Origin of the sequence: Paraburkholderia sp. GAS348, from assembly GCF_050434205.1 — a bacterium.
Lineage (GTDB): Bacteria > Pseudomonadota > Gammaproteobacteria > Burkholderiales > Burkholderiaceae > Paraburkholderia.
Genome location: NZ_JBNPVT010000001.1, coordinates 552,538 through 577,798, shown reverse-complemented (window position 1 = coordinate 577,798; position 25,261 = coordinate 552,538). Strand labels below are relative to the sequence as shown.

The 25,261-nt window shown below is 60.7% G+C and carries 22 protein-coding genes and 1 pseudogene; 12 read left to right on the top strand and 11 right to left on the bottom strand.

What is annotated here, in order from left to right; all coding sequences use genetic code 11:
• Positions 1 to 45: 45 nt before the first annotated feature.
• On the bottom strand, positions 46 to 1,008 hold the full coding sequence (locus tag P3T22_RS02695) for a substrate-binding domain-containing protein (protein ID WP_063498536.1): 963 nt from the start codon (positions 1,006 to 1,008) through the stop codon (positions 46 to 48).
• Positions 1,009 to 1,068: 60 nt separating this feature from the next.
• The gene (locus tag P3T22_RS02690) at positions 1,069 to 2,439 is read right to left on the bottom strand and encodes a leucine-rich repeat-containing protein kinase family protein (RefSeq protein WP_063498535.1); all 1,371 of its coding nucleotides are present in this window, start codon (positions 2,437 to 2,439) and stop codon (positions 1,069 to 1,071) included.
• Positions 2,440 to 2,652: 213 nt separating this feature from the next.
• On the opposite strand from P3T22_RS02690, the gene P3T22_RS02685 reads away from it, so the two are divergent.
• The 6 genes from P3T22_RS02685 (at position 2,653) to P3T22_RS02660 (ending at position 6,631) form a co-directional block, all read left to right on the top strand.
• Positions 2,653 to 3,267 carry a methylated-DNA--[protein]-cysteine S-methyltransferase gene (locus tag P3T22_RS02685; RefSeq protein WP_063498534.1) on the top strand — a complete coding sequence of 205 codons (615 nt, stop codon included), beginning with the start codon at positions 2,653 to 2,655 and terminating at the stop codon, positions 3,265 to 3,267.
• A gap of 171 nt (positions 3,268 to 3,438) precedes the next feature.
• Entirely contained in the window at positions 3,439 to 3,765 is a 327-nt protein-coding gene (locus P3T22_RS02680) for an ArsR/SmtB family transcription factor (RefSeq protein WP_429324145.1), read from the top strand.
• On the top strand, positions 3,762 to 4,847 hold the full coding sequence (gene arsB, locus P3T22_RS02675; protein ID WP_063498532.1) for an ACR3 family arsenite efflux transporter: 1,086 nt from the start codon (positions 3,762 to 3,764) through the stop codon (positions 4,845 to 4,847). Before P3T22_RS02680 ends, arsB begins: the two co-directional genes overlap by 4 nt.
• Positions 4,844 to 5,266, top strand: a complete 423-nt coding sequence (gene arsC, locus P3T22_RS02670; protein ID WP_429324144.1) for an arsenate reductase (glutaredoxin) — start codon at positions 4,844 to 4,846, stop codon at positions 5,264 to 5,266. The genes arsB and arsC overlap by 4 nt, the downstream gene beginning before the upstream one ends.
• 113 nt (positions 5,267 to 5,379) lie before the next feature.
• On the top strand, positions 5,380 to 5,685 hold the full coding sequence (locus tag P3T22_RS02665) for a hypothetical protein (RefSeq protein WP_063498530.1): 306 nt from the start codon (positions 5,380 to 5,382) through the stop codon (positions 5,683 to 5,685).
• 343 nt (positions 5,686 to 6,028) lie between these two features.
• The gene (locus P3T22_RS02660) at positions 6,029 to 6,631 is read left to right on the top strand and encodes a phosphatase PAP2 family protein (RefSeq protein WP_063498528.1); all 603 of its coding nucleotides are present in this window, start codon (positions 6,029 to 6,031) and stop codon (positions 6,629 to 6,631) included.
• Between the two features lie 77 nt (positions 6,632 to 6,708).
• Here the strand turns inward: P3T22_RS02660 and P3T22_RS02655 are convergent, their stop codons facing one another.
• Positions 6,709 to 8,295 (bottom strand): alpha/beta hydrolase family protein, encoded by a 1,587-nt coding sequence (locus P3T22_RS02655; RefSeq protein ID WP_063498527.1) that lies wholly within the window; start codon positions 8,293 to 8,295, stop codon positions 6,709 to 6,711.
• Positions 8,296 to 8,484: 189 nt separating this feature from the next.
• Positions 8,485 to 9,192, bottom strand: coding sequence for a dienelactone hydrolase family protein (locus P3T22_RS02650; protein ID WP_429324143.1), 708 nt, complete (start codon positions 9,190 to 9,192; stop codon positions 8,485 to 8,487).
• 285 nt (positions 9,193 to 9,477) lie between these two features.
• On the opposite strand from P3T22_RS02650, the gene P3T22_RS02645 reads away from it, so the two are divergent.
• Positions 9,478 to 10,779: an MFS transporter gene (locus tag P3T22_RS02645; protein ID WP_429324142.1), complete on the top strand. Its 1,302-nt coding sequence runs from the start codon at positions 9,478 to 9,480 to the stop codon at positions 10,777 to 10,779.
• Between the two features lie 200 nt (positions 10,780 to 10,979).
• Here the strand turns inward: P3T22_RS02645 and P3T22_RS02640 are convergent, their stop codons facing one another.
• The 3 genes from P3T22_RS02640 to P3T22_RS02630 all read right to left on the bottom strand — a co-directional run bounded on the left by P3T22_RS02640 (position 10,980) and on the right by P3T22_RS02630 (position 14,741).
• Positions 10,980 to 11,426: a hypothetical protein gene (locus P3T22_RS02640; RefSeq protein WP_063498524.1), complete on the bottom strand. Its 447-nt coding sequence runs from the start codon at positions 11,424 to 11,426 to the stop codon at positions 10,980 to 10,982.
• Positions 11,427 to 11,714: 288 nt separating this feature from the next.
• Positions 11,715 to 13,517, bottom strand: a complete 1,803-nt coding sequence (locus tag P3T22_RS02635) for an NAD(P)/FAD-dependent oxidoreductase (RefSeq protein ID WP_429324141.1) — start codon at positions 13,515 to 13,517, stop codon at positions 11,715 to 11,717.
• An 81-nt stretch (positions 13,518 to 13,598) separates the two neighbouring features.
• The gene (locus tag P3T22_RS02630; RefSeq protein ID WP_429324140.1) at positions 13,599 to 14,741 is read right to left on the bottom strand and encodes a GAF domain-containing protein; all 1,143 of its coding nucleotides are present in this window, start codon (positions 14,739 to 14,741) and stop codon (positions 13,599 to 13,601) included.
• A 228-nt stretch (positions 14,742 to 14,969) separates the two neighbouring features.
• On the opposite strand from P3T22_RS02630, the gene P3T22_RS02625 reads away from it, so the two are divergent.
• The gene (locus tag P3T22_RS02625) at positions 14,970 to 15,284 is read left to right on the top strand and encodes a hypothetical protein (protein ID WP_063498521.1); all 315 of its coding nucleotides are present in this window, start codon (positions 14,970 to 14,972) and stop codon (positions 15,282 to 15,284) included.
• Between the two features lie 99 nt (positions 15,285 to 15,383).
• Here the strand turns inward: P3T22_RS02625 and P3T22_RS02620 are convergent, their stop codons facing one another.
• Together P3T22_RS02620 and P3T22_RS02615 are read right to left on the bottom strand one after the other, a co-directional pair.
• A complete protein-coding gene (locus P3T22_RS02620) occupies positions 15,384 to 16,157 on the bottom strand; it encodes an MBL fold metallo-hydrolase (RefSeq protein WP_063498520.1) in 774 nt (257 codons plus the stop codon).
• A 91-nt stretch (positions 16,158 to 16,248) separates the two neighbouring features.
• A complete protein-coding gene (locus tag P3T22_RS02615; RefSeq protein ID WP_429324139.1) occupies positions 16,249 to 16,863 on the bottom strand; it encodes a TetR/AcrR family transcriptional regulator in 615 nt (204 codons plus the stop codon).
• 83 nt (positions 16,864 to 16,946) lie between these two features.
• Here P3T22_RS02615 and P3T22_RS02610 point away from each other — a divergent pair, with 83 nt between their 5' ends.
• A complete protein-coding gene (locus P3T22_RS02610; RefSeq protein WP_429324138.1) occupies positions 16,947 to 18,059 on the top strand; it encodes an MBL fold metallo-hydrolase in 1,113 nt (370 codons plus the stop codon).
• Between the two features lie 5 nt (positions 18,060 to 18,064).
• On the opposite strand, the gene P3T22_RS02605 is transcribed toward P3T22_RS02610, so the two are convergent.
• Both P3T22_RS02605 and P3T22_RS02600 read right to left on the bottom strand, forming a co-directional pair.
• The gene (locus tag P3T22_RS02605; RefSeq protein ID WP_429324137.1) at positions 18,065 to 20,863 is read right to left on the bottom strand and encodes a bifunctional diguanylate cyclase/phosphodiesterase; all 2,799 of its coding nucleotides are present in this window, start codon (positions 20,861 to 20,863) and stop codon (positions 18,065 to 18,067) included.
• Positions 20,860 to 21,654 (bottom strand): substrate-binding periplasmic protein, encoded by a 795-nt coding sequence (locus P3T22_RS02600; protein ID WP_063498516.1) that lies wholly within the window; start codon positions 21,652 to 21,654, stop codon positions 20,860 to 20,862. The genes P3T22_RS02605 and P3T22_RS02600 overlap by 4 nt, the downstream gene beginning before the upstream one ends.
• Positions 21,655 to 21,917: 263 nt before the next feature.
• Here P3T22_RS02600 and P3T22_RS02595 point away from each other — a divergent pair.
• From P3T22_RS02595 to P3T22_RS02585, 3 genes and pseudogenes are all read left to right on the top strand, one after another.
• A pseudogene (locus tag P3T22_RS02595) lies at positions 21,918 to 22,004 on the top strand (hypothetical protein); the annotation flags it as partial.
• 424 nt (positions 22,005 to 22,428) lie between these two features.
• Positions 22,429 to 23,718, top strand: a complete 1,290-nt coding sequence (locus P3T22_RS02590) for a type VI secretion system Vgr family protein (protein WP_429324136.1) — start codon at positions 22,429 to 22,431, stop codon at positions 23,716 to 23,718.
• A 12-nt stretch (positions 23,719 to 23,730) separates the two neighbouring features.
• The gene (locus P3T22_RS02585; protein ID WP_429324135.1) at positions 23,731 to 25,116 is read left to right on the top strand and encodes a DUF2345 domain-containing protein; all 1,386 of its coding nucleotides are present in this window, start codon (positions 23,731 to 23,733) and stop codon (positions 25,114 to 25,116) included.
• Positions 25,117 to 25,261: the final 145 nt, after the last annotated feature.

Here is a 25,261-nt window from a genome sequence, read left to right as displayed (position 1 = left end):
GTCCGTCATGCTGACTTAAACGCGGGTTCGCCCGCGTAATTCACATCACCGCTTCACCCCAGTCATCAGTTGCAATGGCGTTTCGATGACCCGCGACAATTCGCTCTGCTTTCTCTGTTCAGTGACCGCCTTCAACGCCACGTCGACGCCGAACACAGCTTGCCGATCGGCAAACTGATTCATCGTCGCGAGTACGCGGCCGTCGGCCAGCAGTGGCTTGATCGCATCGCTGCCGTTATACCCGGTGATATAAACACCGCCGGTTCTCCCCGCATCGCGAACAGCATCGACCGCCCCCATTGCCATATTGTCGTTGCCGCACATCAGTGCCCGGATTTGCGGATAGTCCGCTAACATCCTCGACGCCACGTCCCGTCCTTTCCCATAGTCCCAGTCGCCGGCTTGTATGGCGACGATCTTCATGCCAGCCGCGCTCATTGCGTCCTTGCTGCCGGCCGTGCGTTGCTGCGCATTGCGGTCGGCGGATATGCCTTCGATGATCCCGACCTGATCGCCCACCTTGAGCCGCTTCGCAAGATAGTCCCCCACCTGCTTCGCGCCATTGCGGTTATTCGGCCCGACAAAAGGCACGGAGATATGGGCGGCATCCTGCGCTGCGTCATCGAGCGGGTTATCGATAGTGACCATGATGATGCCGGCCTTGATCCCCCGCGCCATGATCGCTGTCAGCGCCTTCGAGTCAGTCGGCGCAATGACGATCGCGTTCATCCTCGCCTTGATCAACTCGTCCACCATTCGGATCTGCACGGCAGTGTCGCTCTCCGTTGCCGTTCCGCGAATGGTCAAGCCGAACTGCCACGCATAGTGCTTCTGATAATTCTGCGCAGCGTTCGTCATCGCAACCGTGAACGGATCGGTCATCGACTTCAACACGAGGGCGATCTTGAGCTTGCCGCCCTGCATTGCATCGACACGAGCCGCACCTGTCAGACCTGCCGCAGCAAGCGTGCCGGCAACCAGCAAGCGGCGGCGCATCCTCTGCGTCATCGATTTTCTCTCCTTAAAACACACGGACGAATGGTTGCATTGCGTTCATACAAAAGAGGATCAAATCGCCGCCCACGCTGCAGCGTCCCGATCGCCGGCGCCGGTTAGCTGCCGCAAAACGGAAGTGATTTTGTCGAACAAGGGCCGGCTGCCGATATCCTCGCTCAGGCAATTCTCCTTCAACGCCACCAGCTTCGCCGCGAGGTCCGCGTCCGCATCCAGCCAGTCGCATCGATCGATCAACTCTTCGAGCAGACAACCATACGCTCTGACTTCCAGGCGCTGCAGCGCGGCGCTGAGGTCTCGATCATCGGCAGCATAGAAAGACGCCGCGCCAAAATCGCCCAGCAACGCGCGACCCTGCCCGCCGTGCAGAATATTGTGAGCGTACAGATCACCATGCATCACGCCTTGACGATGCAGATGACACGCCGCCGATGCAATGCCATATGCAATGCGTAACGCCGAGGCCAGGTCGAAGCGCATGCTGGCGCCATAGATGTCGCGCGTGCATGATTCAAGGCTCGGTGGTCCGGCAAGGTTCGTGAATTGCGGATCGATCAGCTCCATCACCAGGCCATGTGCGCCCGCTGGATGGTCCTTCACCTTGCCCACCACCGGAATCAGGTTCGGATGATCGCCGGTATGAATGCAGGCCGCCATCTCGCAGTCGGGCAATCCGTCGCTCGTTACCGCGCCCTTGAATAACTTGACGGCCACAGGCCTGCTCGCATCGTTATGACGAGGAACAAGCGCCGCACGATAAATGACACCGGACGCGCCCTCGCCTAACTGCGCGTCGAGTTTCAAAGCATCCCATCGAATATCGCCAATCGGCGTGTCGGTCAGTGCGGCCGTCTCCAGCGCTTCGCTGAACGGATTGCCGGCGTAAGCCAGCCAGGAGAGCCGTGGCAGGCGCAGCAACCACGCGGGCAGTCCGCTGAGTTGATTCGCCGCAAGACGCACCAGTTCGAGCCGCGAGCAGGCGGCCAATTCCTCGGGCAGGGTGTGCAACCGGTTACCGGCAAGCATCAACTTCTGCAGTTGCGTGCAGGCGCCGATTTCCGGCGGCAGTGCTTCGATCTCGTTGTCGGTGAGGATCAGCCAACGCAACAGCGGTGGCAGCGCTTGACCCGAAACCTCGCGGATGCGGTTGGCCTTGAAGCCGACCATGCTCAGTTGCGAACACTGCCCGAGAACCTCCGGCAATTCCGTGAAAGAGTTGTCCGCAGCAAAGATGATGCGCAGCTTGCTCAAGCGTGGCAGATCGTCGGGCAGCGTTGAGAGTGCATTACCCGACAGATCGAGAATTTCCAGCGTGTCGGCCAGATCGAAAATCTCACGCGGGAATTCGCTCAGGCCGCACGCGAGTTTGAGTCGGCGCGTACCCGCCAGTTGTCCGGCCCGCAGTTGTTCGAGGGTGGTTGTCACAGTGGTAGAGAAGATATCCGGTTGCCGGTCGGCGATGTGCCGAGGGTATCAATTCTACTGAGTCGGCGGCCATGCGCGGAATTGGATAGCAAGATCCGGCGTGACCTCGGCGAAGACGGAGTTTAAGCTGTCAGGCATCGGAGCCATTGCACGGCGAGTTTGCAGCCTCGCATTGCGCCATCCTAGCCTCCAGTCAGCCAGGAACCCAGCAAAGTGACATACGCATGCAAGTCAATGAATTCACCCGTCGGCGAGCTAAAGCTCGTTGCAAACGGCAACCGGCTCGCCGCCATTCTATGGGAGAACGACAAGCCGAACCGGGTGCGTCTGCCGGAGAGGGTCGAAGCGGATGATCGCCCGATCCTGATCGAAACCGAGCGGCAATTGAACGAATATTTCGCGGGGACGAGAGACCGGTTCGACCTTGAACTCGACTTCCAGGGAACGGACTTCCAGAAAAAAGTTTGGGCGGCCCTCCTGACGATCCCGTTCGGCGAGACGCGCAGCTACGCGGACATCGCCACGCAAATCGGACACATCAACGCGGTGCGGGCCGTGGGTGCGGCGAACGGCAGAAATCCGCTCTCGATCGTGGCGCCATGTCATCGCGTGATCGGCGCGTCCGGCGATCTGACCGGCTTTGCCGGTGGACTGGCAAACAAGATGTTTCTTCTATCGCTCGAGGCCGGGCAGACTTCGCTGGAAGCGGCTGCGGATTCGGCTGCGGATTCGGCTGCGGCGCCGGAAAAGGCCGGTCGGGAAGCGCCGGTCAAACCGGCACGCCCTGCGCCAGGCCGCGGGACGCAGGCCTCGTTGTTCGGCAACTGAGCTGATTCGAGGCGATTGCCGTGGCCTCACGATGTGGCGTTGAATGCCTCGTAACACGCCACATCGCACATGCAGTCAGCTCACACCCACACTTTTGCGCAGGTCAGCCGAATCAGCCACATCATTTCAACAATACTTGAAATATGATAACGATCCGCGTATCGTTTGGCCATGGACTCGAACCTCGTTGTACGCGCCCTTGGCGCGCTCGCTCATGAATCGCGGCTGGCGATCTTCCGTTTGCTGGTCGTCGCCGGGCCGGACGGCATGGCCGCCGGTGAAATCGCGCAGCAGCTCGGGCTTTCCCCATCAAGCCTCTCGTTCCACCTCAAGGATCTGTCACATGCCGAGCTGGTGAAACCGCGGCAGGACGGACGCTTCATCATCTATTCGGCGAATTTCGACGCGATGACGGGCCTGATCGCCTTCCTGACTGAAAACTGCTGCGCCGGCGCGCCATGCGCCGCGAGCGACCTCCCCGGCTGCTGCGAAAAATGAACACCACCCACACCATGGCGCGCGACGCACGGCCGGCGATTGGATTCTTCGAGCGCTATCTGACCGTCTGGGTGGCGCTGTGCATCATATGCGGCATCCTGCTCGGGCAACTGCTCCCGCAACTTTTTCAGGCGATCGGCCGCATGGAAGTGGCGCAGGTGAATCTTCCGGTTGGCGTGCTGATCTGGGTAATGATCATTCCGATGCTGGTCAAGATCGATTTTGCCGCGCTGACGCAAGTGAAAAGCCAGTGGCGCGGTATCGGCGTGACCTTGTTTGTAAACTGGTTCGTCAAACCGTTTTCGATGGCGTTGCTCGGCTGGATTTTTATTCGGCATGTGTTCGCGCCATGGCTTCCCGCGCATCAGCTCGACAGCTATATCGCCGGTCTCATTCTGCTTGCGGCCGCGCCGTGCACGGCGATGGTGTTCGTCTGGTCGCAACTGTGTAAAGGCGACCCGTATTTCACGCTATCGCAGGTAGCGCTCAACGACACCATCATGATCGTGGCATTCGCGCCGCTCGTCGCCCTCCTGCTGGGTTTGTCCGCGATTACGGTGCCATGGGACACGCTGATCATGTCGGTCGGCTTGTACATCGTCATCCCCGTCATCCTCGCGCAGGGGTTGCGCCGCCATTTGCTCGCCAAGGGCGGCGCGCATTTCTCGCAGGCGGTCGGCCGTCTCGCGCCTTATTCGATCAGCGCGTTACTGGCAACCCTCATCCTGCTGTTCGCCTTCCAGGGGCAGGCAATCGTCAAGGAACCGCTGGTTATCGCGATGCTCGCGGTGCCGATTCTGATTCAGGTGTTCTTTAATTCCGGCCTCGCCTATCTGCTCAATCGCCGGCTGGGCGTCGCGCATTGCGTTGCAGGTCCGTCGAGTCTGATCGGCGCAAGCAATTTCTTCGAGCTTGCGGTGGCCACTGCGATCAGTCTGTTCGGGTTTCATTCGGGCGCGGCGCTTGCCACGGTGGTCGGTGTGCTGATCGAAGTGCCGGTGATGCTGTTGGTGGTCGGCGTCGTCAATCGTTCGCAGCACTGGTACGAGGCAACACTCAGCGTCAAAGGACAGCGACTATGAGCGTCACGATCTATCACAACCCGGCTTGCGGCACCTCGCGCAATACGCTGGCAATGATCCGCAATGCCGGCATCGAGCCGGAGATCATCGAGTATCTGAAGAACCCACCCGATCGGGCCACGCTGAAGGACCTGATCGAGCGCGCGGGCCTCACCGTGCGCGCCGCGCTGCGCGAAAAGGGCACACCGTATGCCGAACTCGGCCTCGCGGAGGCGTCCTTGAGCGATGAGCAATTGCTCGATGCGATGCTGGCGCACCCGATCCTCATCAATCGGCCGATTGTGGCTACCCCGCTCGGCGTGCGTCTATGCCGCCCTTCCGAGGTCGTTCTCGATATCCTGCCCGCAGCGCAACAACGGGCGTTTGCAAAAGAGGACGGCGAGCATGTGATCGACAGCGCAGGACGGAGGATTCGGTAAAGCCCGGGAATCTGCCTGATAGATGAAGCAGTCGACGCAGACACCGACTGCGACACCGACGCATAAACCTCCTATTCTTAAGATGCCCTTTGGGCATCAACCAGGAGGAAGACATGCGCATGCTTCTCAACGTACGAATACCGCACGAACCGTTCAACACGCTGGTGCGCGATGGCACTGCCGGCGAAGTGATAGGGAAAATACTTGAAGAATTAAAACCCGAAGCCGCCTACTTCACCGAGCAGAATGGAACACGCGGCGCGGTACTCGTCGTGAACCTCGACGATCCGTCGGGAATTCCCGCACTCGCGGAACCATTTTTTCTGAAGTTCAACGCCGACTGCGAGCTACGCGTCGTCATGTTACCGCAGGACCTCATGAAGGCCGGGCTGGAGAATCTCGGCTCAAAATGGAAGTAGCGCATACGCGTGTATCAAACGATGCGTTTGCCGCCTGCGGTTCACGAAATGCCCCGTCGGCGGCAACATACGCAAACGCGCCGCAGCCCATGCGACCGACACGCGACGTCGTTGGCCCACATGTTGCGCACGATAAAATCAATGCGCTCGTCCATGCTCATCCCGATCGCCTCATAATGCTTGCCTATGCCGTCGACATGTTTGCCGCCATGCATCGACAGATTACACGGCTCGCGCCGGACGATTCTGTCAATCGCCTCCGCCTGCGCCTAAGCCTTTCCTAAGCTTGGCTCGCTATGATCGGGGGCCCAATTCATCTCACGCCCCTCAAAAACCTCACTGCATGAATACACTTGAAGCGTTCAATCAGGCGCTCTTTCTGATGATCAACGCCACGCCATCGACGCCAGCCTGGCAAATCGACATCGCGCGAATGATCGCTGACTACGTCATTTATCTCGTGCCGCTGTCGCTGATCGCGATATGGCTCTTCGGCGGCGAACGTCAGCGAGAAGTCGCCGTGCGCGCGTTTTGCGTGACCCTGCTCGCCCTCGGGCTCAATCAGGTTATCGGTCTGGTTTGGCCACATCCCCGGCCTTTCGTGATCGGAATCGGCCATACGTTTCTGGAGCACGCACCCGACCCGTCGTTCCCGAGCGACCATGGGACGATATTCGCCTGCATCGCACTGAGCTTGTTGCTGGGTGGCATGAGACGGTACGGCATGCTGATCCTGCTGTCCGGTGTCGCGGTGGCGTGGGCACGCGTGTTTGTCGGCGTCCACTTCCCGCTCGATATGGTCGGGGCCATCGCCATGGCATGCGTGGCATCCCAGCTGATCGCGCCGCTGTGGCGGCTGGGCGGCGCCATGGTGATGCGCGGCCTTGTCACGGTGTATCGCACGCTGCTGGCGTGGCCGATCAGGCGTGGCTGGTTGTCCTCATAGGCCTGCGTGAGGCGCGGGCCTGTGCTTCGGCCCTTCGCCGCCGGTCTTCGTTGTCTGCGCACGATAGCCGCAGGCGCTCAAAAGTTCGCGAAGAAGGCCCGGGCAGCGACCATGCAGAACGACGCGACCAGTTCACCGTGATAGGCCTGAAGTACAGCTGAGGCGCCACCATCGGTTGCACCGCCCGCAACGGCCTGATTGGCGAGCGTCGCTTTCGCGCTTGCAAAACCCTGTTTGATGGGCCCGTACGGATCATCGGACCCGGCAATCGGAGAGTCCACATCCAGCACGGACGTGAGCCCTGCCGGCACTTTGGCGTATTGCCAGTAGGCCTGTTCGATGCGTGCGTTGAAGAAAAACACCGTCGGATCCGAGCCGCCGCCACACAGCAGAACCGGCGCACGCGGCAGCCAGTTGCGTAAGTCATTGCGCTTGAACGCCTGGCGCAGCGGATGCATAGGATTCGCCGCGGGGGTCAGGGCAACCGTGGTGTTGGGAAACGCGCCATCGGGATTGGCCGCGGCATCTTCCAGAAGACTCAGGCGATAGGCGTTGCGCACGAGATTGGCATTGCCGAATCCGGCAGCAAACACAGGCGTCAGCGCGGGCGGTACGAGAGGCGGCGAAGTTGGCGGCGTCATCGAAGCATATTGTGGCGCCGGCGGAACGCTGTTGAAGAGTTGCGCAGAGGGCAGTTTCCGCTTCGCAAATAGCGGGTCGAGAGCTTGCAGGCTCGGCAGGAGATTCTCGATGCCCGGGGCATAGGCCGCTTCATAGAAGTCACCGGGCTTGCGATAGATGTTCTCGTAGGCATGCTGATAGCCCGTCAAGATCAAGGTCGTGAATAGCGTCGACCCCAGGTTCACCTCGCCTTCGATGAGCGCATCCGCGGTGGCGGCGAGTGCATACGGACCCGATCCCGGCGCGGATGCTGTGACCTTGACGCCTGCCGCTTGCAGCGCACGATGCGTCGCCAATGCCACGAAGCCACCTTGGGAGTAGCCGGTAACGAAGAGCTTGCCGTTCTCGCGCGTCCTTCTTGCGGGCTTCACTTCACGCAATGCACCCCGCGCCGCCCGAAGCGAGTCGACCACATCGGCGGATTGCTGGTCGGCGTTCAGGTAGGGGTGGTATGCGAGATCGGAGCCGGCATAGCCCGCATAGTTAGTCGCCACCACGATATAGCCCTGGGCCGCATACATGGCGGCAACGCTGATGCCCTCCCCGGCGCCGTCGCCGTTACCCGGATCGGTTTGCGTGATATCGGCGATGTTGTAGTTGCGATATGCGGTCGTGCCGTGCGCGTAGAGCATCAGCGGACGCGGGCCGCCACATGCCGCCGACCGCCCGCCCGGGATCATCAGTGCGCCGCTGGCGGTAGTGGGCTCGCCCGCGCCGCCGATGGTCCGGTAGCGGAAGGTCACGATCTCCACGCCGCAGGCAGGCGCGCCGGCGATCTGCGCGAGGTGCTGACCGGATGCGTTTGAGGCAAGCAATTTCGAAAACGCCGCGGCACTCAGCCGTAACGTGACCCGATGATCGAGCAACTGGCCGCGGGCGTCGCATCCCCCATCGCAACCGGAACCGGCTTGCACATATGCACTGGCACCCAAAGTGAAACACAGCAGCAGCACGAGGGCCGCGTTTCGCATCGCTACGGGCATGTGAGGCTCCGTCTTGTTGGTATTGGTTACGGCGATTGGGCTGCCTTCAGAGTGAGATGAGTATAGGTAAACAGAGTGATCAGGTCGTGACTCGCGTGATCGGCGCTTCGGCGCGGGATGCGGCGGCGGCTAGCATAGTGGCTCGCCGCCGCGAGCATCCTCCTCGCAGTGTGGGTTCGCGCGTGCCTGTTACTTCCAAAGCGTGCGGCCAAAGAACGTCAGCGTGCGGTCCCAGGCCTGCTGCGACCAGACCGGATCGAACTGGGTCCTGGCGATACGGCCCGGCCCGACTGCCGTTTCGTTAGCGAACGCATGGAACGCAAGATAGCGATGAAACTCGACGTCGACATTGGCGGCGGTGAGCTTCGTCTCCAATACGTCGACCGTCTCTGCCGGGAAGAATTCGTCTTGCGTCGCCCAGTGACCGAGCACAGGAACCTTGATTTTCGAGGCGTCGATGTACTCGAGCGGAGGGAAGCCGTACCACACCACGCCGGCCGACACTTCAGGGATATTGCATAGCGAGAGCAAGGTGAGCGCGCCACCCATGCAAAAGCCGGTCACACCGACGTTCGCCGCATGCTGCTTCAGATACTGGACGGCGCCACGCACATCCTGAGCGGCGGCGTCGCCGAAGTCGAGCCCGCTCAGCAGATGGTTTGCCTCTTCTTCTTCCACTGTCGATTTGCCACGGAAGAGATCGGGCACCAGGGCCAGATAGCCGGCTTGCGCGAGCCGGTCCGCCACGCCGCGAATCTGGTCGTTCAAACCCCACCACTCCTGAATCACGACGATGGCCGGCGCGCCTTCCGGCTTGTGCGGTTTGGCCAGATAACCCTGGACGTCCTTGCCGTCAGGGCGGCTAAACGTGATCATCGATCCTGTAGTTGGTTTCATCAGTTGCTCCTCAAGGTAGGCGAAGACGCTAGCATAGCGCCAGTGTGGCAGGCCCTGCTGAACTCAAGTTTGGTGCACCGCTTCTGTGCATGGCGTGAAGGCGCGCACTCGTCATTGCCTCTCACCGGCAAGACTGTTCTCTTCCGGCCGTCCACCAATCAGCATGCGCACGTGCCATGGGAGGAAGCCCTCGCGGTCTGCGGCCATCTATTGAAAACCGGGGTATAGTTTCGCGCGTCCGCATATCTGCCGACGTCCGGAACCACCTCTTCGCCAGGAAATGAAATGGGCACGACCCCGCTCACTACGGTCGCGAACACCCGCAATCGCCGCGAACTTCTCAAGGCCATCATCGCCGCATCGCTCGTCACCGGCCTCGAAATGTTCGACTTCACCGTGTTCGGATTCTTCGCGGCGATGATCGGCGACCAGTTCTTCCCGGCGACAGATCCAATGACATCGCTGCTGCTGGCCGTCGGCACCTTCGGTGTCGGTTTTTTCATGCGCCCGCTTGGCGCGATGCTGATCGGCACTTATGCCGACCGCGTGGGACGCCGCGCCGCCATGACACGAACGAGTTGGATGATGGCCCTGGCGACAGCCGCGATCGCGCTGTGTCCGTCATTTGCGACGATAGGCGTGGCCGCGCCGCTTATTCTTGTCGCCGCTCGATCGCTGCAAGGTTTTGCGCTCGGCGGTGACATCGGCGTAGCCGCGACCTTCGTCATGGAGGCGGGACCGGTGTCGCGGCGCGGCTATCTGGTCAGCTGGCAACTCACTAGCCAGGGCGCCGCTGCATTGCTGGGCGCCTCTCTCGGCTTGCTGCTCTCCAGCACGCTGTCACCAGCCGCGCTTGCCTCGTGGGGTTGGCGTATTCCATTCCTGATTGGCCTTCTGATCGCGCCAGTCGGCTTGTATATTCGCCGTCGGCTTCGCGAGGATCCTGCGCCGTCAGCAACCGCCGACGCCCGGCATGCCGGCGCACCGCTCGCCGAACTGTATCGCCACCATAGCGCCACGATCGTCCTGGCGATGCTGATGATGATGGGGCAAACCATACCGGTCTACGCAATCGTCTACTTCATGCCGAGTTATGTGACTCGCGTGATGCACATGCCCGCCCTCACCGGATTCATGGCATCGGCGTTGTCCGCGCTGTTGCTGGTCGTGATTCCGCCACTGTCCGGCCGCCTCGTCGACCGTCTGCCTCGCCGCAAGCCACTGGCCCTTCTGAGTTCGGGATGTACGGCGCTTCTGGTCTATCCGGTCTTCCTGTTGATTGCGGGTGCGAACAGCGCGCTGCCGATCCTGTGCGGCGTCGCGCTCATTAGCGTGCTGGTGGCGACGGGCGCCGGCGTCATCGCCCTGCTTGTGCTCGAAGCGCTTCCTGCGCGGGTGCGCGCCAGTGGCATGGCGACTGCGCATGCGCTGCACGTAGCCCTGTTTGGCGGTACTGCACAATTCATCGTGACAGGGTTGATCAAATGGACGGGCAATCCAATCTCCGCAGCCTGGTACGTGGCGCCGGCATGCTTCATGAGCTTCTGCGCACTTGCCCTGTTCAAGGAGCAATCCGTCAGAACCTGACTGTGTCCGGTTTCAGCATGTCCATAAACGCGGACCTGCGATCAGGATCCTGGGGCGGCCTTGATCGCACGAGCCGCAGCGTCCAATGCCTGGGCCGTGGCAAGTGGCGCGCGAGGGATGGCCTTGCCTGCTGCGGCGCTCGTCGGGCGCGCAATGGCGTTGCTGCAGGAATGGACGATCTGAACGAGTGAGGATCGATCTCAATGCCCGTTGCAAAAAACGGCCGTGAGAAAAAATGGAATGACTTCGTGAACTACAGCATCGCTCCCTGCCCGTCGAACGCTCGCCTCAACCGACGCGGCAGAGCCGGTCACCACCACGCCATACGTTGAGGAGCTAACCGACTGGCCGCTGCCTTGCTTGAAGATGGGATCGTTTGGCTCATAGCCGAAGACAGCATGAACATGAAAGCCGAATGCCGTCAGGTTGCTGCCGTGCGCGGGACGAAATGCATTAACCGAGTTCGCTTCAATGCGCATTGGCTTTGGATCGATCGACTGCTCGTCCAGAAGCGGAGCAATGAAATCATGCGGGCTCGACTGGCAGTTCATCTGTGTATCGAGCGCATAGGCATTGCACACAGCTGCAGAGAATCCCACGCCCAGCGACGCAACGGCGGTCAGCATGCGGAGAACGGATGGTTTCATCGTAGAAGCGCGATCGTTCTGCTGGATTGCGCAACAGGCTCGAGGACAGGTGGCAGCAGAGCGTTGAGACTTCAGAATCGTACGGCTGAGCCGGCGAGTCTGTGCGGTGACGCTCAGATTGGTCAAAGCCGGCGGAGGCCGGCGGATAGCCGGCTGACGTTGCCAGCGGTCAGCAAGCGCATGGCCAATGAGAGGAACGACTATCGTAGCGGCCGATGCGCATTGCAACGCCAACCCAGTATTCGTCAAACTGGGATCGCTGACACGCGCATCGACCGCCCGCCGGCGTCAGGAAAGATGATGCACTTCCTGGAGCCCATAAACCGGCGTCGCAATTCCCTCCATGCGCGCCTTCAATTGCAGCGATAAATATTGGGAGTAATGGCGCGACTGATGCAGGTTGCCGCCATGGAACCACAAGGCGGGCTGCTGCGTGGGCTTCCACATGTTGCGTTGCTCGCCTTCCCACGGTCCCGGGTCTTTTGTCGTATTCGAACCCAGCCCCCACACCTTGCCCACTTTATCCGCCACGTCACGCGAGATGAGATCGGCGGCCCAGCCGTTCATCGATCCGTAGCCGGTTGCGTAGACGACGAGGTCCGCCTCGAGCTCGGCACCGTCGCTTAGCAGAACAGAGTGTTCCTTGAGTTCGACCACATCCACGCTACTCTTCAGCTTGATCTTACCGTCCGCGACAAGGTCGGCGGCGCCCACATCAATGTAGTAACCCGACCCGCGCCGAAGATATTTCATGAAGAGCCCCGAGTCGTCATCGCCGAAGTCGAGCATAAAACCCCGCTTTTCCAGACGGTCATAGAACTCCGCATCGCGTTCCCTGATCGCATCGAATACGGGCTTTTGAAACGTGTGCAGGATCTTGTACGGGATCGACGCAAACGTCAGGTCGGCTTTCGACGTCGTCATGCCCGACGCCACCGCGCGCTCGGAATAAAGATCACCGAGCGCAAGCTCCATCAGCGAATCCGACTTGACGATATGCGTGGACGAACGCTGAACCATCGTGACGTCGACGCCTGCTTCCCACAACGCCGCACAGATGTCATGCGCCGAATTGTTCGCGCCGATCACCACCACTTTCTTGCCCTTGTACGCATCGGGTCCCGGATGTCTCGACGAATGATGCTGCTCGCCTTTGAACACATCCATGCCCTTGAATGAGGGGATATTCGGCTTCCCCGACATGCCCGTAGCAAGCACAAGCTGCTTTGGCCGCAGCGTCAGCGTCTCGCCATCGTGCTCAATTTCGACCACCCATTCGGCCGCTGCTTCGTCGTAACGCGCGGACTTGCAAATGGTCGACCCCCAATAGTTCAACTCCATGACCTTGGTGTACATCTCGAGCCAGTCGCCAATCTTGTCCTTGGGCGTGAAAACCGGCCAGTTATCCGGGAACGGCAAATAAGGCATGTGGTCGTACCAAACCGGATCATGCAGACACAGGGACTTGTAGCGGTTGCGCCAGGCATCGCCAGGACGTGGATTTTTATCGACGATGATCGTCGGCACACCCAACTGCCGCAGACGCGCGCCCAGGCCAATCCCACCCTGCCCGCCACCCACGATCAAACAGTAGGGTTGCTCCGCGCGGCCCAGCGCCTGCGCTTCGGCTTCACGACGTTCCTTCCAGCTCGTTCGATCCATGCGCGCGCCATGTTCCGCGCCCATCGGACGGCGGTTGCCTTTGGGTTCTTCATGGCCTTTCAGTTCACCCATGGTGGTCAGCAAGGTCCAGATCAGGCCATCCTTCACGCGGATAAAGCCGCTGCCGCGGGCGACCTCCGTTTCGAAGGTGATCCACGCCTGTGCTACGCCGCCGGCTTCGGTCGGTGCTTCATTTTCAGCAACCCTCAGCCGGGCGGGTTTAATGGTGCCGAGTTGCGCGTCGAGCATGGCACCGATCTGGTCCCGGCCCTCCATGGTTTTGATATTCCAGGTGAAAGCAACCAGATCGCGCCAATAGCACTCGGGTTGAAACAACGCGAGCGCCGCAGCGGTATCACCGTGTTTAAGCGCTGATTCCATGGACTCCAGAACATGTGCAATAGTCTGGCTTGCATTATTTTCAGGCATGACTGCTCCTCCATTCGATACGGATTAATGAAACGTCGAAGTAATACGCGGGTTCTTTGCCCGCTGGAAAACCGTGGGCCGCTATCGCCGGTGAGGCGGGACAATGCCGAACTTCGCGATCCGTCTGTAGAGCGTCGCGCGCGAGATGCCCAAGGTTTGGGCGGTCTCGTCCGGGCGCCATTTCGCATCCGTCAGGGCAGCGACGATGCGGTCGCGCTCAAGGGCATCGATTTCGGTGAGTGCGGGTTGCGCCTCGCGGGCGGGACCCTGAGGCTTCGGCACAGGCTGCCGTTGCGCGCGAATGACGGGTGGACGAACGCGTGCATAGAGCGGCGAACCGTTGCCCACAAATTTCATCGAGACCATGTCGCGACCGGGCCTGACATCCAGAAGACGTTCGGCGCGGACATCAAATAACTCGGAGACCGGTCGCGGCAGCCGATCGAGGCCCGGCACGCACTCTTTGGCCCGGCGATTGGCCGCGACTGCATTTCCGCGCACATCGAAGGCGATCAGAATTTCCGGCTGGGCTTCCACGTAGTGGCGATTGCGGTGCGCCAGCAAAACCCAGCAATGCGTGGTCGCGTTGAGAAAAAAGCTGTCTTCGATCAACACCGCACTATGACGCACGATATGATTGATCAGCCGCTGGCTTTCGCGTTCATCGGGCGAGCGAATCGCCGACGCATCCAGCACGCCGATCAGCTCGCCTTCCAGCCCGAAAATAGGCGAAGCACTACACGTCAACGTGGTAAAAGCGGCGCGAAAGTGATCGGTCTTATGCACCGTAATCGGTTGGGAATCGAGCAGCACGGCGGCAATGCCGCAGGTTCCCTCTTCCCGCTCGGACCAGCAGGAGCCCCCATAAAGTCCCGCTCGTTTGAAGTCGTGGCGCCGATCCCGGTCAACGCGAAAATCGATCGTCACGCCCTGCGCGTCAGTGAGCATCACGCAGTAGTCCGCTTCGCGCACCGTCTCATGCAGACGCGAAAGACACTCTCCCGAGGCCCGCAAAACCGATTCTTCCCGGTGTTGTACGTCGCGCAATTCTGGCGCGGTCAGAATGCGCGGACCTTCTGTCACGCCAGGATCGAGGTGATATTGTTCAAGGGAGCGCCAATACGACGAAGCCAGCCGCGTAGCATCGGCGCCGCGATCGGTCGTTCGGCCTTCGATCAACCTGCGGATCCGGTCGATGTGTCTCACTTGCGGAACATAGGGCATGAATGTCTCCGGTCGGCTCGGCGCGTATCGCTGAGTGGCACGCTTAGGATGACTTTTAGCATGCGGGTTCCGGAAGATCACACCGCAGTGCAGCATCCGACCGGATCAGACTTTCGTCTCAGTTTTTTTTGTGGTGGGGACTGAGCGCGGCTCGATTTCCGTAGCCAGGAAAGCGTGGATGCGTGATGCACGCTGCTAGAATACTTGCCCTTTTCTCTGGAGACGCACATGTCCTGGTTCATCTATGAAGTGCCCGAATACAACGAAGACGGGGCGCGCATCGAACCCTTCAGCGACTTGCGTAGCCGCGTCCAGAAAGTCAGTGGGCAGGCCATGGCCGACGAGCTGGAAAGCGTCCGCGAGAACGCCGCGACGACAGCAGATACGCCGGCGCACCCACTACGCACCGCGGACAATCCTCACGTATTCCCGATCCCGTATGCCGACTCCATGATCCTGGTCGGGTTTATCTTCGAACTGAAACGGGAGTCCCGGCGTCTGGTGGTGTCACCCGTGGAAATGCCCTGGCTGAAAGACGCGTAAAACTGGGTTATCGGGTTAAGGGCTAGACCATACGCCAACCGTTTCCCTGGCGCGCGAAGTCCAGCAGGCCACGCGCCAGGCCGTCGAGCAGCCCCGTGATCAGGTACGTTTGGCCAGATAGGCATCGACCAACTCGACCAGCCGCTCTCGCCCGAAGCTCGCGTCGTGTCCAGCGTGGACCACTTGCACAGGCAATTCGCGCAGGCGCTTCATGGTGCGCACATAGGCCGGAATATCCGCGCCGCCTATCTCATCCAGCAGCGGGCCGTCGTAGATCGCATCGCCCGAGAACAACGTGCCGGACGCCGCTTCCCATAGCCCGATGCTGCCCGGTGAGTGGCCCGGCAGATGCAGGACTTCAAAATGCCGGTTGCCGAGATCGACAATGTTCCCTTCCTTGACGATTTCCGTGACCGTTGCGGCCCTCACACGATAGTCGGACATCGCGTAATCAGCGCTGGGAAGGGCCGTAATCAGATCGCCGTCGAACGGATAACCTGCTTCGCGATACCGGCGAATGGCTTCGTCACCCAATACCGAGGCCAGAAGGGTGCCTCGCTCGCGCGGCGAGCGCAGGTTGTCTGCCTCCAATTCGTGAACCAGCGTGTGCTCGAACTCATGATGTCCGCCGATATGGTCCGAGTGCGTATGCGTCGCAACGGCGGTGACGTCCTTCTGCAGCAGGTGCCTCGCTGCATCCTGCAGACTGACGATGCCCATCCCTGTATCGATCATCAGATCCCGGTCGCGGCCACGCACATGCCAGATATTGCAGCGCATTAACGGTACGACGTGGGGTTCCCACAGTAGCGTGATGTCGTCGCTGATGCGTTTGAGTTCGAACCATCGGTCGGCAATCGGTAATCGGGTCATGCGGAGTCGCTCCTCGAGTGAGAGTTGTTACTGTGACACACTCCGCTTCACCCTTCGAGGGCCTTGAGACTGACATCTCGTCGCCAACGATTCACGCATAACGCGCAAGAAACATATCGGCAGCGGATTCCGCGACTTGCCTTTGTTCATCCACGCTGAGCGGTGGCTGGCCCATCGTCACCTGCGGCCAGAAAGCGAACGCCTTTACCAGGCCCTGCAACTGCTGCGAGGCGAACATCGGGTCCGACGTCTTGAGACGGCCATCGGCAGCGGCTGCGCGAATCCACACCGTCAAGTCTTCCTCCCGTTCACCCATGCGGGTCACCATATCGCGCGCGCGCTCCGGTGAATGAATGCCCGCCGCGATCGCTACGCGCGCGAGGGACAGGAACGCCTCGTCATTCAACAGGCTCAGCTTTTTCAACAGAAGCTGGAGCAACTGCGCACGCAATGGGTGCACGGCGGAGTAAGCCGGCGCCGCTCCTGTGTCACTCGACTCCCACAACTGCCGCAGGATCGCCGCGAACAGCGCTTCCTTGCTTGGAAAATGGTTGTACACCGTACGCTTCGAGACGCTCGCGCGCGCCGCGATGCGGTCCATGCTGGTCGCGTCGAAGCCGGCCGCAAGAAATTCTTCAATGGCCGCGGCTATCACGGCCGCGCGCTTGCGGTCAGTCAGGCGGAGAGGGGTATCACTGGTGTCCATCGTTAAATTTTACACTGGGCAGTTTACTTTTCTCAAAAATAAACTACACTCAACAGTCTACTTTCCGTATCGAGGTGGTTTGCATGACATCGTTCACCGGTTCTGTTCGCCGCGCCTTGGGCCTGACGGCAGCGCGACGCGGGCGCGAATTGTTCGACACGTCGGCACAGCACGACGGCGAGCGCTTTCGTAACGTCAAGCCGCGTCCCGTCGAAGGAATCGGCAAGAGCTTGAGCATCGTGTGGAATGTGTTGTTCAACAAACCGGACGGCACGGTGCCGGCGGGCACCCTGCCCGTCGATGCGCTGTCGCGTGAACAGCTCGACGCCGCGCCTGACCGGAGCCTGTATCGCCTCGGGCATTCGACCATGCTGCTCAAGCTGCGTGGTCAGTTCTGGCTGACCGACCCGGTCTTCGCTGAACGCGCATCGCCGTTCCGGTCGTTCGGTCCGAAGCGCTTTCATGCACCGCCCATCGCGCTCGAAGACTTGCCGCCGCTCTCCGGCGTGATTCTGTCGCACGACCACTACGACCATCTGGACCGCGAGACCGTGCTGGCGCTCGCCGCGCGGACGGGTGTGTTTCTGACGCCGCTGGGTGTCGGCGACCGCCTGATCGAGTGGGGTATCGAGGCGTCGAAGGTACGCCAGTTCGACTGGTGGCAGAGCGTTGAGATCGACGGCCTGGCGTTCACGGCAACCCCGGCGCAGCATTTCTCCGGCCGCAGTCTGTTTGACGGCAACAGCACCTTGTGGGCCTCGTGGGTGATCGTCGATGACGCGCTGCGCGTATTCTTCAGCGGCGACACGGGCTACTTCGACGGCTTCAAGACCATCGGCGAGCGGCTGGGTCCATTCGACGTGACGCTGCTCGAAACGGGTGCCTACGATGCCCAATGGCCGTACGTCCACATGCAGCCCGACGAGACCGTCCAGGCACACATCGATCTGCGCGGCCGCTGGCTGGTGCCCGTTCACAACGGCACGTTCGACCTGGCGATGCATCGCTGGCAAGAACCCTACGAGCGCGTGGTCGGACTCACCGCCGCGCGCGGCATTCCGCTTGCGACGCCCCGCATGGGCGAGCGGTTAGATTTGGGCGCGCCGCACCGCGGCGGGAAGTGGTGGCGCGAGGTTGCGGAGCTGGTGCAAGAACCCGCGACGTCGCGGCGCCGGTTTTCCTGCCGCCAAATATAGATTGATCAGGTGACCGTATCTGAACCAACGCTTCTCCCATCACGCCCCGTCGACCGGTCTTCCGTCCGGTCCCGGGAACCGAATCTGCTCACAAATTGCTCGAAACCCTGAATCGGAAGCGGCTTGCAAAAGAGGAAACCTTGATAGGCATGACATCCTGCTACCGCAAGGAAATCTCTCTGCGCTTCAGTTTCGACGCCCTCTGCGATGACACCCAGGTTAAAACTTCGGGCGAGCGCCACGATCGTTCTTGCGATGTCCGCGTCGTTGGGGTCGACCAGGATGTCGCGCACGAACGACCGGTCAATCTTCAACTGGTCCAATGGCAATCTTTTCAGGTAAGCCAGCGAAGAGTAGCCAGTCCCGAAGTCATCCAGGGAGAAAGTCACACCTCGCGTTCGAAGGATGCTCATCTTTTCGATAATGTCCTGTACGTTCTCAACCAGAACACTCTCGGTCAGCTCGAGCTTCAGCCTGTCCGCCCGCGCCCCAGCCCGGGTGATCACTGCGAGCACATCGTCCACGAAGTCAGGTTCGCGAAATTGCCGGGCGCTTACGTTCACGGATATAGACAGATGCGCCATCGACGGCCGCGTCGCCCACAGGGCCAGCTGGGCGCATGCGGACGCCAATACCGTTCGCCCCATCTCGAGAATCAGCCCCGACTCCTCAGCGAGCGGGATAAACTCACCCGGGGGTATCAGGCCGCGCTCAGGATGCGCCCAGCGCACCAGCGCTTCCGCACCGGTTATGCGGTCGCCGTCGACGACCTGCGCCTGATAGTGAAGCACGAGCCGGTTCTCCTCAATGGCGTTGCGCAGCCCCACCTCCAGCTCGGCTCGTCTCAGCACTGCCGTCTGCATCGCAGGGTCGAAAAAGCACATGGCATTGCGGCCGCGCTCCTTCGACTTATACATGGCGAGATCGGCCTGCTTGAAAAGCTCGTCGGTGGAAGTCTGCTCCCCATTGAATACTGTGACGCCGATGCTGGCGGTACTCCGGAACTGGACACCATTGAGCTGATAGGCGCCCCCCAACACCGCGAGAATTCTTTCCCCCACCGCCTCGGTTTGCATCGTCGCCGTCGCCTTGTCCAGACTCAGGTTGCCGAGCAGCACAACGAACTCGTCACCGCCGACCCGGGCAACCGTGTCGCCCTCATTGACACTACTCGACAGGCGATATGCGACCTGTCGCAGGAGCAGATCGCCTTTGTCGTGCCCAAGCGTATCGTTCAGCGTTTTGAAGTGGTCGAGATCGATGAACATCAGGGCGCCGCAAGCCTTGTTCTGCCGGCTGGCCGCCATTGACTGCCTCAGCCGATCCAGTAGGAGCGCGCGATTGGGCAGGCGGGTCAGCGTGTCGTAGAAGGCAAGTTCGCGGATTTTCTCCTCCGACTTCTTACGCTCCGTAATATCGCGCCCGCTTGTACGAAAACCAATGAAGTCTCCTTTCTGATTGCTAATCGGAACCCAGGAAACCGACAGCCAGAGGAGCGATCCATCCTTGCGCACGCAACGAAACTCAAGATCCTCGCCGCGAGAACCCTGAAGTCCTTTTTGAAATTCCGGCGCAACGCGCGAAATGTCCTCCGGATGGATTAGCTTGAGGGTGAAATCGGGCATCGCCATACATTCGGCGACGGTGTAGCCCGTGTAGTATTCAACCGACGGGTTGATCCAGCGAGGTTTGCCGTCCCGTCCCCACCAGATCTCCAAGTTCACCGTGCAGTCGGCAATGGCGCGAAATTTTTCTTCGTTCTCGCGCAACTCACGGGTCATCGCCGAGGCGAGTCGCATGGCACGCTCCCGCCCCGTCATCACGAGCCAGGCCAGAAGCGCCAGCAGGAGACTCAACCCGCTGCCCGTGCCCGCAATCAACATCTCCGCATTACGTCCCAAGCGGGATCGGAACGCGTCGGAGGCGCTCATCGACAGCGTCCAGTCGTGCCCGTCCACAACCAGATATTCGTTTGCGGAGATGAGCGCGGGCGCACGCTGGCTGTTTGCATCCGAAGTGCGATTCAGCAGTGCTGCCTCCGATGGTTCTACGCCATCGTAAATGGCCAGCGAGACGCCGGGTGGCTGCTCGCCGTAGAGACTGGCCATCACATCGCGCATGCGGAACGATGCATAGACCCAACCAATGATGTTCGCCCGACGCTGCACGAGGTTGTCCTGTGCCTTGCCGGAAGCATAGACCGGAAGGTACATGATGAAAGCCGGCCGGGGGTCTGCGTCCATATCGATCGCAAGGCGCACCTTTCCCGAGATCGCCGCCATGCCGGAATCCCGGGCCTTCTCCAGCGCAGCCCGCCGCACCGGCTCGTCCCAGGTGTCAAAGCCGGACGGGCCGCGTGCGAGGCCAATAAAGGGTTCGCGCTGAATGATCGGGGCATAATCCTCGCGCCGCCCGTCGGGATGAATCGTGTAGTCTGGAATGCCGCCCTGGCGCATGTCCGCTATATGAGCCGCTTTACGCGCCGCGGGCACCCATTCGATCACGCCGACGCCGTGGACGCCGGAAAAGTTCGCGTCGAGATTGAGTGCGCTCACATAGCGCCGGAACCTGTCGCGATCGATCGTTCCGTTCGCGGCAAACAGGCTCTGCACGCCTCGCAACATCAGCTCGTAAGTCGCCATGCGCTGTTCGATGCGGCCTACCGCATCGCTCATGGTGTAATCAAACTGGGTGCGAAGCTCTTTGCGAGTCGCTTGCCGTTCGTGATTCCACACGACCCAGGTCACGCAGAGCGATGCGGATAAAACCAGCAACGGCAGCAGAACCGAGCGTACCCGGATCACGGTGACGCCTTGAAGTTGACCATGGCATCGGCCAGGTCCGGCCTGAAGTACTTTTCGAAGATACGGCGCACCGTTCCGTCGGCACGCATTTCATCCACCAGCGCCCGCCACTTCTCCTGTTCGGCGGCCGAGAGTGCTTTCTTCGACATGATCAGACCGTGCGGCACCGAAGGATCGTTGAACTCAACGATCGTCGTCACGTCGCGTATCTTTTTCTCGTCCAGCGCGGGGTAATCGAAGGGCTCGATAATCATGCCCTGGATCTGTCGAAGAATCAGCGCCTGGTAGAGAGGCTCGAGCCCGCCCGCCAGGCTGACCCGGTTTTCCGACGTCAGTCTGTCGACCAGTTCGTTGGCCGATGCACTGTAGCGAAAACTGCGGATCACGCCGAGCTGGGCGCGTTCATTGTGTTCGAAGTCCGCGACGTTATGGATGCCGGCGTCTTTCCGCACGAGCAGATAGTATTTATTACTGAAGTACCACGCAAACGAAGCATATTGATTGCGTTCGTCATTTGCAATGCCAGAAAGACTGAAGTCGAGTGCGCCCGACTCGATCAGTTTCCAGATACGTGCGCGTGACATCAGACTGACCTTGATCTGGCAACCGCTACGCCGGATCAACTCATCTGCAAAGTCTTTGTCGATACCACTATCGGTATCGAGTGAATAGAGCAGGCCGTGGTCGTGCAATCCAAGCGTAAACGGCCGGGAACAATCCGGTCCGTCCGCAAAGGCGTTACTGACGAAACACACTGCAACCAACACCCCGCCAAGCCAGTTTCGAATCACAACGCCTCCGTAGCGGAACGACGCCCAGTTAAATTCTTATTCGCGATCACAATCCGATGGCATGTTCAGTCAGGCCTTTTTTCGAACTACCATAGTTTTATCACACATTTCGGGATTTTTTCTGACCCATTGCGTCGCCGAGGTGTCGCGAACTCGCAAGATTTTCTTTTGCAAAGCCTCTGTACGCATTGTCGGCCAAACTCCGCCATTCTTGAGGGCGCCCCGGACGACTTCTTTTGCGCAAGCTGGCGTCCGTTGCGCACCTGTTGGCCGATAAGGTGTTGTCGCCCGGCGTAATCAACGGGCGCAACATCTGGAAAACCGACCTGAACGCCGTACTCGAGTGGCTTGCGGCCTGAAACCGCGTACATGGGAGGAGGTGATTCCGGCACTGACGAATTTGGTTCAGGCCGCGAAGACGTTGCGTCAGAAGCTCGCCTCATCACGCATCGCCTCTTTCCACGGTCAAAAGCTGGAGTAATCGCGCCTTCAGCCGACCGGGTTTGCAACGATCCCGTCACCATCTGTAACGTTTCATGCAATTGCGCCCCGTGACACGACAAGTGTTTGCGAAATTCACGTAGATATCCTATAGATTTTTTTTCGAGTTCATCCGATAGTCCATGCGCAAGATCTTATGCACTGCACACGGACGGAGGCGAGCGGATGACGGATGGAGTCAGCAGAGGACAGGCCAGGGGCGCAACGGCGCGATGGACCACCGGATGCCAGTCATATCACATGGAAGTCAGGCAAGCGCCTTCGACCGATAGCTTGTCAATCGTATCGGTCGAAGCGGTTGAACGGCTGGGCGAGCCCTACAAGATCACGCTGGAACTGACGGCCAATGTCGACCTGAATCGTGTCGACTACCTAAGCCGCGATGCGACATTCACCATCGATCCGCCGCCCGACGGCGGCGGGACCCGGACCTTCAACGGCTGTATCACGCAGGTGGTCCGTACGCGCAGGACGCGTGACTTCTGCGCATACCGGATCGTGGTCGAGGCGCATATTGCACGCCTACGCCTCACGCGCGCCACACGCATTTACCAGAACAAATCGGTTCCGGACATCATCGCGGATATCCTGCGCCGTCACGATTTCAGCACGCACCAGTTCAGTTTCAAGCTGCGGCGCGCGTTTCCCAAGCTCGCATTCCGTATGCAATACCAGATGTCGGACTGGGACTATATTTACCTGCTGATGCGTCAGACAGGCCTTTACTGCTTTATCCGTCCCGGCAAGATCGGCGATGAGGTGCATTTCGCCGATGACGTGGACGGCTATACGTACCGGCCTGACGTGGTCATCCCCTATCGCGAGACCTCGGGTCTTGAGTCGGGTCATGAAGCCGTGATTGCGTTGCAGACGCATAGCGAGACCATTCCCGAATCGGTGCGCGTGGCGGACTACAACCCGGACGATGCATGGGAGCGTTTCGACGCTCGGGCCAATGTCACGCGTGACGACAAAACCACCTGGGGGCAGACGTACGTATTTGGTACGCACCACCTGAATGCCCAGGAGGCTGCACGGGAAGCACGCCTGAGACACGAGGCCGCGGTGGCGTGGCAGATCGTCTACGACGGCAGGAGCACCGTTCATGACCTGTGCCCCGGCCTCGTGCTGAAGATGGATGAACCGCTGCCAGACGCGCCGCACGGCCAGGTCATCATTGAAGTCGTGCATCGAGCCGCACGCAACCAATCCTATATCAACTCGTTCCGCTCGATCCCTTCGGAGCGTCCGTTCCGCCTGAAGCTCGAAGAAGACAATTGGCCGAAAATCGCCGGCACGCTTTCGGCACGCGTCACGTCACCGGACAACGATGCGGAGGCGCACCTGACGCTGGCTGGTCACTACACCGTGCGGTTCGATTTCGACTATGACGAATGGCCGGCTGGCGGCGAGTCGGTGCCGCTACGGCTCGCCAAGCCATTTGCCGGCGCGAACCAGACGGGATTTCACTTTCCGCTGCTGAAGGATACCGAAGTCGGCGTGGCGTTCATGAACGGAAATCCAAATTCTCCGTTCATAGCGTTCGTGCAACACCATAACTAGGCCGTCGACCTCGTGACCGGCCAGACCGGCTGGAACACCCGCAACATGATCCGTACGCAGCGCAACAAGCTGCGCATGGAAGACAAGCAGGGCAAGGAAGGCATCAAGCTGTCGACCAACTACGGCGACAAGACCCAGCTCAACATGGGTCACCTGGTCAATTCGCAGCGGCAGCAGCGCGGCGAGGGATTCGAACTGCGCACGGGTCTATGGGGCGTGCTGCGCGCGGGCAAGGGTCTGTTCTTCAGCGCAGACGCGCAGCCAGCGGCCAACGGCCAGGCGCTCGACATGAGCGTCGCGCTGGAACAGTTGCAGGCCGCGCAGGCGCGCATGCAAAGCCTGTCCGAAGCGGTCGGCAAGGCTCAGGCGGTGGTCGCTGCCTGCGAAGCGCAAAAGGCGCTGCTCGAAACACAACTCAAGGACTTACAGCGGGCCGTGCTGCTCGCCTCCGCGCCGCATGGCGTGGCGCTCACTAGCGGCGAACACCTGCAACTCTCGGCAGGTGGGCACTTCTTCACGACAACGGGCGGCAATGCCGATGCGGCTATCGGCGGCAACTATACGGTGGCGGCGGGTAATGCGGTGTCACTGTTCGCGAACACGCAGGGCGTGAAAATTTACGCCGCTGCGGGCAAGGTGGATGTGCAGGCACAGGGGGATGCGCTGTCATTGTCGGCCCTGAAGGGCGTCACGATCGCGAGCACCAGTGATTCAATCACGCTGAACGCGGACAAGTCTCTCACGCTGATGTGTGGTGGCGCATATATCAAGCTGTCAGGCGGCCAGGTGGAGATTGGCAGCGCGGGCGAAATCACGCTAAAGGGCCCGCTGCGTATCGGACCTTCGGGCACGCTACACGAGGCACTGCCGCTGATGCCCGCACAGGAGGCGACCGGCATGCAGTTGTGGCATGCCTATCCGAACGGTCAGCCGGTGCCGAACGCGAAATACAAGGTGACGTTTCCTGACGGCAGCTGGCGCGGCGGCACGCTGGACGCGAACGGTCGCGGCACGCTGTCCAATGCGCCGCGCGGCGGCGGCACGGTCGAATACTTCGAGGAAGCGCACGACCTGGAGGACAAGGCGCGCAGGTGGGTGGACCCCAAGGGTACGCCGCAAGTCGCGGGCACCGGCTCTGCTGCCGCCCGTGCGCTGCCGAGCCTGGCGGGTCCGGTGATGGCTGCTGTTGCGTCTGTCAGCCCGATGGCTTCGACAATCGCCGGCGTCGCCACCCAGGCCGCGAGCGAAGGCGTTGTGGGCAGTACGGCGACGCTTGAACAGGCCGCTGCGGATGCACTCACCCGTCAGGCGATGTCTGCGGCCAGCCCGGCCATTCCAGCGACACCAGGTGTGCCTGCACGCGCGCAGGGTCTGCCGAAGCCGCCCGCCATCGGCTGATGGCTAACGGCCGCGGCTCCTACCCCTCGGCTCCCCCACAAGAACATGTCCAGCGCGAATACCCCGAACTCACCGAACACAGTTGTCCGCCAGATTCCTCAGGAAATCAGGAGCAACGCCGAGGCCCGGCGCGTCATCACCCGCC